Here is a 10050-nt window from a genome sequence, read left to right on the forward strand (position 1 = left end):
CTGGGCGCAGAGCGGCCAGGCCGTCACCGCCAAGAACCTGGACTGGAACGGCAACCTGGCCACCGGCGCCTCGACCAGCATCGGCTTCAACGGCAACTGGTCCGGTACCAACCCCAAGCCGACCTCCTTCACGATCAACGGCGTGGCCTGCGGCGGGACCACCCCCGGCAACCAGCCGCCCACGGTCAGCCTGACCAGCCCCGCCTCGGGCGCCTCCTACCAGGCCGGCGCCGCCGTGCCGCTCACGGCGACCGCGAGCGACGACGGCGCGGTCAGCAAGGTCGAGTTCTACGTCGACGGCACGCTGGTCAACACCGACACCACCGCCCCCTACTCCTATTCCGCCACGGGCCTGGCGGCCGGCTCCCACACCGCCAAGGCCAAGGCGTACGACAACGCCACCCCGGCGCTCTCCACCGAGACCGCCGCGGTCCCCTTCACCGTGGCCGGCACCTCGACCCCGTCGATCGTCGCCTCCCCGACCTCCGTCAGCGTCCCCGAGGGTGGCTCCGCGACCGTCGGCTTCAGGCTCAGCCAGGCGCCGACCGGAAACGTCACGGTCAACCTGAGCAAGACCGGTGACAGCGACATCACCATCTCGCCCTCCACGCTGGCCTTCACCACCGCCAACTGGAACACGGCGCAGAACGTGACGGTCTCGGCGGCCCAGGACGCCGACCAGACCAACGGCACCGCCACCATCACGGCCGCCGCCAGTGGCTACACCAGCGCCACGGTCACCGCCACCGAGGCCGACGACGACGGCAACCCGCCGGTCGGCCACGTCGACAACCCGTACACCGACGCCACCGGTTACGTGAACCCCGACTGGTCGGCCAAGGCCGCCGCCGAGCCGGGCGGCAGCGCGGTCGCCAACATCTCCACCGGTGTGTGGCTGGACCGCATCGCCGCCATCGCCGGCTCCTCCTCGGCCATGGGCCTCCGCGCCCACCTGGACGAGGCGCTCCGCCAGGACGCGGCCAACGGCAGCAAGCCGCTGACGATCCAGTTCGTCATCTACAACCTGCCCAACCGCGACTGCTCGGCGCTGGCCTCCAACGGTGAGCTGCTCATCTCCCAGAATGGCCTGAACCGCTACAAGACCGAGTACATCGACCCGATCGCCGCGATCATGGCCGAGCCCAAGTACGCGGCCCTGCGGATCGTGTCGATCATCGAGATCGACTCGCTGCCCAACCTGATCACCAACCTCAACGTGGCCAAGTGCCAGGAGGCCAAGGACAGTGGCGCCTACGTCAACGGCGTCCGCTACGCCCTGGACAAGCTGCACGCGATCAACAACGTCTACACCTACATCGACGCCGGTCACCACGGCTGGCTCGGCTGGGACACCAACTTCGGCCCGTCCGCCGACCTGTTCGCGACCACCGTCTCCGGCACCATCAAGGGCTTCGACAGCGTGGACGGCTTCATCACCAACACCGCCAACTACTCGGCGCTGAAGGAGCCCCACTTCACCATCAACACCCTGGTCAACGGCCAGACCGTCCGCCAGTCCAGCTGGGTCGACTGGAACTTCTACGTCGACGAGCTCTCCTTCGCCCAGGCCTTCCGGAACACGCTCATCCAGAAGGGCTTCAAGTCGAACATCGGCATGCTGATCGACACCTCCCGCAACGGCTGGGGAGGCTCGGCCCGCCCGGCCGCCGCCAGCACCTCCACCGTCATGAACACCTTCGTCAATGACTCGAGGGTGGACCGCCGGATCCACGCCGGCAACTGGTGCAACCAGAGCGGTGCCGGTCTGGGCGAGCGCCCGCAGGCCAGCCCCGCCGCCGGTCTGGACGCCTACGTCTGGATCAAGCCCCCGGGTGAGTCCGACGGCTCCAGCAAGGAGATCCCGAACAACGAGGGCAAGGGCTTCGACCGGATGTGCGACCCGACCTACGGCGGCAACGAGCGCAACGGCAACAGCATGAGCGGCGCCTTGGCCGACGCGCCGGTCTCCGGCCACTGGTTCTCCGCCCAGTTCCGCCAGCTGCTGCAGAACGCCTACCCGGCGCTCCCGTAGTCAGCTGATCCCGGGTCCCGCCCCCTGCGGGACCTGACCTGCGAAGCTCCGCCGCCCCCGCCGGGGGCGGCGGAGCCGTTCTCTTTTCGGCGGGGCGGATATTGGGATGCGAGGAAGCGGCGGGTCGGGCAGCATGAACGGTCGGGGCTTCATGTGGGGCCTTCGAAGGGCACGCGTGAGCCGTCCGGCGCGGGCCGAAAGTATCCTGGGTTTCAGTATGGGAACGCCTCCTTTGACATCTCCGCTCTCCGAGCTGCACGCGCGCCTGCCCGAGCTCACGCTCCGTGACCAGCGGCGGCTACGACGCAGGCTCGACGGGGCTCGCAAGGTCAGAAACCGGGCCGCGCAGCAGAAGATCACCGTCGAGATCACCGCCGACATCGAGCGGGCCGAGCGCCGGGTCGCCCGACGCCGCGCCGGCGTCCCCACGGTCACCTATCCGGAGGCGTTGCCGGTCAGCCAGCGCAGGGACGACATCCTGGAGGCGATCCGCGACAACCAGGTCGTGATCGTCGCAGGTGAGACCGGCTCGGGCAAGACCACCCAGCTACCGAAGATCTGCCTGGAGCTCGGCCGGGGCGTCAGGGGGCTGATCGGGCACACCCAGCCCCGCCGGATCGCCGCCCGTACCGTGGCCGAGCGCGTCGCCGAAGAGCTCGACACCCCGCTCGGCGACGCCGTGGGCTACAAGGTGCGCTTCACCGACCAGGTGAGCGACGGCACACTCGTCAAGGTCATGACGGACGGCATCCTGCTGGCCGAGCTGCAGAACGACCGCGACCTCGACCAGTACGACACGCTGATCGTCGACGAGGCGCACGAGCGCAGCCTCAACATCGACTTCATCCTGGGCTACCTCAAGCAACTCCTGCCGCGCCGCCCCGACCTGAAGGTGATCATCACCTCGGCGACCATCGACCCCGAGCGCTTCTCCAAGCACTTCGGCGACGCGCCGATCGTGGAGGTCTCCGGCCGGACCTACCCCGTTGAGGTGCGTTACCGGCCGATCGCCGAGGACGACGACCAGATCCAGGCGATCGGCAACGCGGTCGACGAGCTGTGCGCCGAGGGACCCGGCGACATCCTGGTCTTCCTCAGCGGCGAGCGGGAGATCCGCGACACCGCCGAGGCGCTCGCCAAACGCAAGGACGCCGAGATCCTGCCGCTGTACGCCAGGCTGTCCGCCGCCGAGCAGCACAAGGTCTTCCAGCGGCACACCAGGCGCAGGGTCGTGCTGGCCACCAACGTGGCCGAGACCTCGCTGACCGTGCCCGGCATCAAGTACGTGGTCGACCCCGGATTCGCCCGCATCTCCCGCTACAGCCACCGCACCAAGGTCCAGCGCCTCCCCATCGAGGCGATCTCCCAGGCCTCGGCCAACCAGCGCAAGGGCCGCTGCGGCCGGGTCTCCGACGGCATCTGCATCCGGCTGTACGAGGAGGACGATTTCGTCACCCGGCCGGAGTTCACCGACCCGGAGATCCTCCGTACCAACCTCGCCTCGGTCATCCTGCAGATGACCTCGATCGGCCTGGGCGACATCGGGGCCTTCCCGTTCGTCGAGCCGCCCGACCAGCGCCAGGTCAGGGACGGCTACGACCTGCTCCAGGAGTTGGGCGCCTTCGACCAGGGGCGGCAGATGACCCCGCTCGGCCGCAAGCTGGCCGGGCTGCCCGTCGACCCGCGACTGGCCCGCATGGTGCTGGAGGCCGACCACAACGGCTGCGTCCGCGAGGTCATGGTCATCGCCTCCGCCCTGTCGATCCAGGACCCGCGCGAGCGCCCGGCCGACAAGCAGCAGGCCGCCGACGACAAGCACCGCCGGTTCGCCGACAAGGAGTCCGACTTCGTCTCGTACCTGAACCTGTGGAACTACCTGCAGGAGCAGCAGAAGGAGCTCTCCTCCAGCGCGTTCCGACGGCTGTGCAAGGCGGAGTTCCTCAACTACCTGCGGGTCCGCGAGTGGCAGGACGTCTACGGCCAGCTACGCCAGATGTCGAAGACCCTCGGCGTCGCCCTCAACAGCACCCCCGGCGACGAGCAGAGGATCCACATCTCCCTGCTCTCCGGCCTGCTCTCCCACGTCGGCGTCAAGGACATCGACAAGAAGACCGCGGAGCCCGGCGCCCGCCGCGGCACGAACGAGCCGCGCAGGCCGATGACCGAGTACGTGGGCGCGCGCAACGCCCGGTTCGCGATCTTCCCTGGTTCCGCGCTCGCCAAGAAGCAGCCGCTCTGGGTGATGTCCGCCGAGCTGGTGGAGACCTCCCGGCTCTGGGCCCGGGTCAACGCCAAGATCGAACCAGAGTGGGTCGAGCCGCTCGCCGCGCACCTGATCAAACGCACCTACTCCGAGCCGCACTGGGAGAAGAAGCAGGGCTCGGTGATGGCCTACGAGAAGGTCACCCTGTACGGGGTGCCGATCGTGGCCCAGCGCAAGGTCAACTACGGCCGCATCGACCCCGAGCTGAGCCGGGAGCTGTTCATCCGGCACGCTCTGGTCGAGGGCGACTGGGAGACCCACCACGCCTTCTTCGCCGAGAACCGCAAGCTCCTCGAAGAGGTCGAGGAGCTGGAGGAGCGGGCCAGGCGCCGCGACATCCTCGTCGACGACGAGACCCTGTTCGACTTCTACGACCAGCGTGTTCCCGCCGACGTCGTCTCCGGGCGGCACTTCGACTCCTGGTGGAAGAAGGTCCGCGCCGACCAGCCCGACCTGCTCAGCTTCGAGAAGTCGATGCTGATCAGCGAGTCGGCCGGCGACATCAGCCGGCGCGACTACCCCGACGTGTGGCGCCAGGGCGGCCTGCGCTTCCCGCTGACCTACCAGTTCGAGCCCGGCACCGACGCCGACGGCGTCACCGCGCACATCCCGCTCGCGCTGCTCAACCAGGTCAACGTCGAGGGGTTCGACTGGCAGATCCCAGGGTTGCGCGAGGAGTTGCTCACCGCGCTCATCCGCAGCCTGCCCAAGAACATCCGGCGCAACTTCGTCCCCGCCCCCAACTACGCCAAGAAGGTCCTGGAGCGGGCCGAGCCCACCCAGGAGCCGCTGCTCGCGGTGCTGGAGCGCGAGCTGCTCAACCTGACCGGTTTTCAGGTGACCCGCGAGGACTGGCAGCCCGGCCTGGTCCCCGACCACCTCAAGATCACCTTTCGGGTGACCGACGGTCGCAGGCAGAAGCTGGCCGAGAGCAAGGACCTGGCCGATCTCAAGCGGCGCCTCGCCCCCAAGCTCCGCCAGACCCTTTCCAAGGCCGCCGACGGCCTGGAGAAATCCGGCCTGACGGGGTGGACCGTGGGCGCGCTGCCCAAGACATTCGAGCAGCGCAGGATGAAGGCCTATCCGGCGCTCGCCGACGAGGGCGCCACCGTGGCGGTACGGATGTTCGAGACCGAGGCCGAGCAGCGCCGGGCCATGTGGGAGGGCACCCGCAGGCTGCTGCTGCTCAACACCCCGTCCCCGGCCAAATGGGTGCTCGGCCGCCTCGGCAACCAGTCCAAGCTCGCCCTGAGCCGGAGCCCGCACGCCGGTGCCGTCGCCCTGTTCGACGACTGCATCGCCTGCGCCGCCGACCATCTCATGAACGAGTACGGCGGGCCGGTCTGGGACGAGTCCGCCTACACCGCCCTGCACGAGGCGGTCCGCGCCGAGCTCTTCGACACCACGGCCGAGGTGGTCGCTCGCGTCGAGAGCATCCTCAAGGTCTGGCACACCGTCTCGACGCTGCTGCCCGAGTCCCGCTCGACGCCCGCAATCGAGGACATCCGAGACCAGGTGGCCAACCTGGTCTATCCGGGCTTCGTCACCGAGACCGGCTACAAGCGCCTGCCCGACCTGCTCCGCTATCTCAAGGGAGCCGAGCGGCGGCTGGAGAAGGTGCACGAGGACGCGTTCCGCGACGGGGAGCGGATGGGCAAGGTGCACGACATCGAGGACGACTATCACGAGCTGGTCGAGAAGCTCCCCCCGGCCCGCCGTTCCGACGACGACGTCCGGCAGATCCGCTGGATGATCGAGGAGCTCAGGGTCAGCTACTTCGCCCAGACACTCGGCACTCCGTACTCGATCTCCGACAAGCGCATCCGCAAGGCGATGGAGAAACTCTGAGCCGGTTCGCCCACCGGGGCGGGGGAACGGCTGCCGGGGCTGTGCTGTAGTGCCACAGTGCTGTGCACTGCAACGCGGTCGTCTTCAGCGGGTCCCTACTGATCAAGAAGGGACTCGTCTATGCACCCGAGCATGGACACGTCGCGTACCCAGTGCCGCGCACGGTGGACTTCCTCAGCCGCCGGCCAAGCGATTGACGAGGGGTTTCAGTCGAGGGACAGCCCTGCGGCCGGTGTCACCCGGGCGGCCCGGCGTGCCGGGAGAACAGCGGCGAGGAGTCCGGCCAGGGCGGAGATGAGGACGACGACGCCGAGTGATGGCCAGGGGACTTGCATGGTGGCGTCCCTGAGAGCCCGCTTCACAATCGTCTCGTAGCCGACCCAGGCGAACCCGACGCCGATCACGGTGCCGAGCAGGGTGGCCACCACCGACAGCAGCACTGCCTCGGTCGCCAGCATCCGCCGCAGCTGCCTGCGGGTGAGCCCGAGCGCGCGCAGCATCGCGTGTTCGCGGGCGCGTTCGAGTACGGAGAGCCCCAGGGTGTTCGCGATCCCGATCAGGGCGATCACGACGGCGATGCCGAGCAGGCCGAGTGCTGACCAGGTGTAGATTCCCAGCTGTTGGTCCAGCGACTCCCAGGTCCGCAACCCGTTCTCGATCGTCGCGCCAACCGGATCCGCCAGCTCGTCCAGGTCACTGCCGAGTCGAGCCGGGTCGGCGCCGGAGGAGGCGCGGATCCAGATGGCATGTGGCTCGGGGGCGTCGGTGAGCGTCGCCAGCGTCTCGGGCGCGACCACGCCCGCCCGGCCCCAGCCGGTGCCGACGGCGACCTGCAACTGGGCTCGCCGGTCGCCGACGCGCACCGTGACCCGGTCGCCGGGCCGGAGACTCAGGCTCTTGCCGAAGGCCTCGGAATCGATTCTGATCTTCCCCGGCTCCACCCGGGCGAACGCCCCGCCGTCGCGGGCCACTTGCGCCGCGGCCGGTGCGGTGACAACCGGGATCGGTTCGTCGAGCCCGGCCACTCGGGCCACGGCGCCGTCCACTGAAACGGCCTGCTCCACACCGGGAGTGTGACGTACCCGGTTGAGGAGGTCAGTGGTGACCGGCTCCTTGGGCGAGGTGAGCGCGACATCGATGGGGTGGTCCCTACCGATCTGTTCATCCAACGACGAACGCCACGTGGTCATCCCGGTGAGTACGGCGGTCGTCAGGGTGACGCCGACCAGCAGGGAGGCAGTGGTGGTGGCGGTCCGCCGCGGATTGCGCACAGCGTTCTTGGTCGCCAGCCGCCCGGCGGGGCCGAGCAGCGCGCCGGTGATCCGGACCAGGCGGGGAACGAGCACCGGCCCGAAGAGGAGTACGCCGCCGAACACCGATCCTCCGCCGGCCAGCATGAACGCCGTACTGCCCTGGACCATCGCCACCCCGAGCAGGGCCGGCCCGATGACCAGGAGGAGCGCAGCGAGCGCCAGCCGCACCAGGCCGGTGGCCGTGTGTACGTCGACCGCGGCATCCGGGCGCAGCGCCGCCAGCGGGCTCACTCGGACCACACGCCGGGTCGGCAACCAGGACGCGACCATGGTGACCGCCAGGCCGACGGCGAACCCGCCCAGCAGCCAGAGCATGGGCAGCTCGGCGGCACCCATCGGGACGGTCGGCGCGAGGGCGCTGATCAGGGCGATCAGCCCGTAGCCGAGACCGATACCGACCAGTGTCCCGGCCAGCGACGCGAGCACCCCGACGACGGCCGCCTCGCGGCGTACCGAACGCACCACCTGCCGCCGGGTCGCGCCGACGCAGCGCAGCAGTGCGAAGTCGCGGAGTCGTTGCGCGAACAGGATGGAGAACGTGTTCGCGATGACCAGGACCGAGACGAAGAGCGCGATGCCGGCGAACAACAGCAGCATCACCGACAAGCTGTTCACCCTGTTCTGGACATAGGTCAGCCGCTCCGCGGCGAACCCCTCCGGGGACTGCGCCTTCGCGCCTTCCGGGAGCTGACCTACCTCCCCGCGCACCGCCACCGCGTTCAGATGAAGGTGGTCGCGCCACTGCAGCAACTGCGGCCAGGTGACGTACATCGAGGCCTGGGCCGGGGGCGAGGGCGACTCCACGAGACCGACCACTCGTACGTCGCGCGCGGCGGCGCCCTCGCCGATCCGAATCCGGTTGCCGACCGCGATATTCTCGGCCAGGGCGAAATACACGTCCACCACCGCCTCGCCCGTGCTCGCTGGGAAGCGCCCCGAGCTGAGCTCCTGCCAGCGCCACTCCTCCAAGATGGCGATCGGCCCCACGGTCGTTTCGGAGAGCCGCCGGCCCTTCACGCGCGCCGACAGCGTTGCCCGGCCGGTCGCGGCCGCGTTCTCACCGTGTCGCTCGGTGAATGCGATCGCGGCCTTCGGGTCCAGCTCGAACGATGGCCACCCCGCCGCCGAGACCACGTGGTCGGCATTGCGGTACGGCGCCCCCAGGCCGTCCATGAGTCCGCTATATGCCCCGGACGTGAGCACGCCGACCACGACGACGAAGGCGACTGCGACGGCGACCGCGATCGCCGCTGCGACGTACCTGCGGAGGTGGGTGCGCAGCGACGCGAGGAAGACGGTCCGCATCAGACGATCCGCCCGTCCTGCATGGTGACCACATAGTCGGCGTACGCCGCCGCGTCCCGCTCGTGGGTGACCATAACGACGGTCTGGCCGAGCTCGCGCGCCGACCGGCGCAGGTGATCCAGCACCTCCGCCGACGTGGTGCTGTCCAGGTTTCCGGTGGGCTCGTCGGCGAACAGCAGGTCCGGCTGGGTGACCAGGGCCCGGGCGATCGCGACCCGCTGCTGCTGACCGCCGGACAGCTCAGCGGGCCGGTGGCCGAGCCTGTCGGCCACGCCGAGGACATCGGCGAGCATGCGCGCGCGCTCCCGTGCCGCGTCGTCGACCCGGCGACCGCCCAGCTCAAGCGGGAGCACGATGTTCTCTCCCGCGGTGAGCATCGGCAGCAGGTTGAACGACTGGAACACGAAGCCGATGTGCTCGCGGCGGAAGATCGTGAGCGCGTCGTCATCGAGTGATCCGAGGTCGGTGCCGGCCACGGTGACGGTGCCGCCGCTGGGTTGGTCGAGTCCGGCCAGGCAGTGCATCAGCGTGGACTTGCCCGACCCGCTCGGCCCCATGATCGCGGTGAACCTGCCTCGTGGGAGGTCGAGGTCGACGCCGCGCAGGGCATGCACCTGGGCTTCGCCCCGGCCGTAGGTCTTGGTCAGGTCCCGCGCGCTGGCGGCCAGGGTTTCCTGAGTGGCTTGCCGGGTGGTGGCCGTCATGGCGTAGAGGCTTCCGGGGGACCAGGCTGGAGAGCCATGAGGATCGTCGATCGTGTAGGGCGGGCTGCTGTTCGTGCTGGCTCGCTGTAGGTCATGCCTGCAGTCAAGGCAGCGTGGTGTTGCCAGCACGTATGTGGTTTTCGATATGCCGACGATATGCGCCGGCTCGTAGCCTCGGAGCATGCGTGTGTTGATCGTTGAGGACGAACGCTTTATGGCAGAAGCCATCCGCGATGGCCTACGCCTGGAAGCGATCGCGGCAGACATCGCAGGTGACGGCGACACCGCTCTGGAGCTGCTGAGCGTCAACGCCTACGACATCGCCGTCCTCGACCGCGACATCCCCGGCCCCTCGGGCGACGAGATCGCCAAACGCGTCATCGCCTCCGGCAGCGGCATGCCCATCCTCATGCTCACCGCCGCCGACCGGCTCGACGACAAGGCCTCCGGGTTCGGGCTCGGGGCCGACGACTACCTCACCAAGCCCTTCGATCTCCAGGAACTCGTGCTCCGCCTCCGGGCACTCGACCGCAGGCGCGCGCACAACAGGCCGCCCGTACGCGAGATCGCCGGCCTGCGCCTGGA

At 69.2% G+C, this 10050-nt stretch carries 5 protein-coding genes; 3 read left to right on the forward strand and 2 right to left on the reverse strand.

Annotated elements, in window-relative coordinates; all coding sequences use genetic code 11:
• Both ABZ260_RS38140 and hrpA read left to right on the forward strand, forming a co-directional pair.
• The coding region (locus ABZ260_RS38140; protein ID WP_355627205.1) for a glycoside hydrolase family 6 protein at positions 1 to 2032 on the forward strand (2032 nt) is incomplete at its 5' end.
• Positions 2033 to 2249: 217 nt separating this feature from the next.
• Positions 2250 to 6143, forward strand: a complete 3894-nt coding sequence (hrpA, locus tag ABZ260_RS38145; protein WP_355627207.1) for an ATP-dependent RNA helicase HrpA — start codon at positions 2250 to 2252, stop codon at positions 6141 to 6143.
• A 206-nt stretch (positions 6144 to 6349) separates the two neighbouring features.
• Here hrpA and ABZ260_RS38150 read toward each other — a convergent pair whose 3' ends face one another.
• Entirely contained in the window at positions 6350 to 8761 is a 2412-nt protein-coding gene (locus ABZ260_RS38150) for an FtsX-like permease family protein (protein WP_355627209.1), read from the reverse strand.
• Complete coding sequence (locus ABZ260_RS38155; protein WP_355627211.1) at positions 8761 to 9465, reverse strand: ABC transporter ATP-binding protein; 705 nt, start codon at positions 9463 to 9465, stop codon at positions 8761 to 8763. The genes ABZ260_RS38150 and ABZ260_RS38155 overlap by 1 nt, the downstream gene beginning before the upstream one ends.
• 181 nt (positions 9466 to 9646) lie before the next feature.
• Here ABZ260_RS38155 and ABZ260_RS38160 point away from each other — a divergent pair.
• Positions 9647 to 10050: response regulator (locus ABZ260_RS38160; RefSeq protein ID WP_355627213.1), on the forward strand; the 404-nt coding region annotated here is incomplete at its 3' end.

The organism is Streptosporangium sp. NPDC006013, from assembly GCF_040614275.1.
Classification (GTDB): domain Bacteria; phylum Actinomycetota; class Actinomycetes; order Streptosporangiales; family Streptosporangiaceae; genus Streptosporangium.

What these genes read in the sequence shown, in the direction of transcription:
- ABZ260_RS38150 (WP_355627209.1), bottom strand. Translation starts at nt 8,761, where the DNA reads ATGCGGACCGTCTTCCTCGCGTCGCTGCGCACCCACCTCCGCAGGTAC.
- hrpA (WP_355627207.1), top strand. Translation starts at nt 2,250, where the DNA reads ATGGGAACGCCTCCTTTGACATCTCCGCTCTCCGAGCTGCACGCGCGC.
- ABZ260_RS38155 (WP_355627211.1), bottom strand. Translation starts at nt 9,465, where the DNA reads ATGACGGCCACCACCCGGCAAGCCACTCAGGAAACCCTGGCCGCCAGC.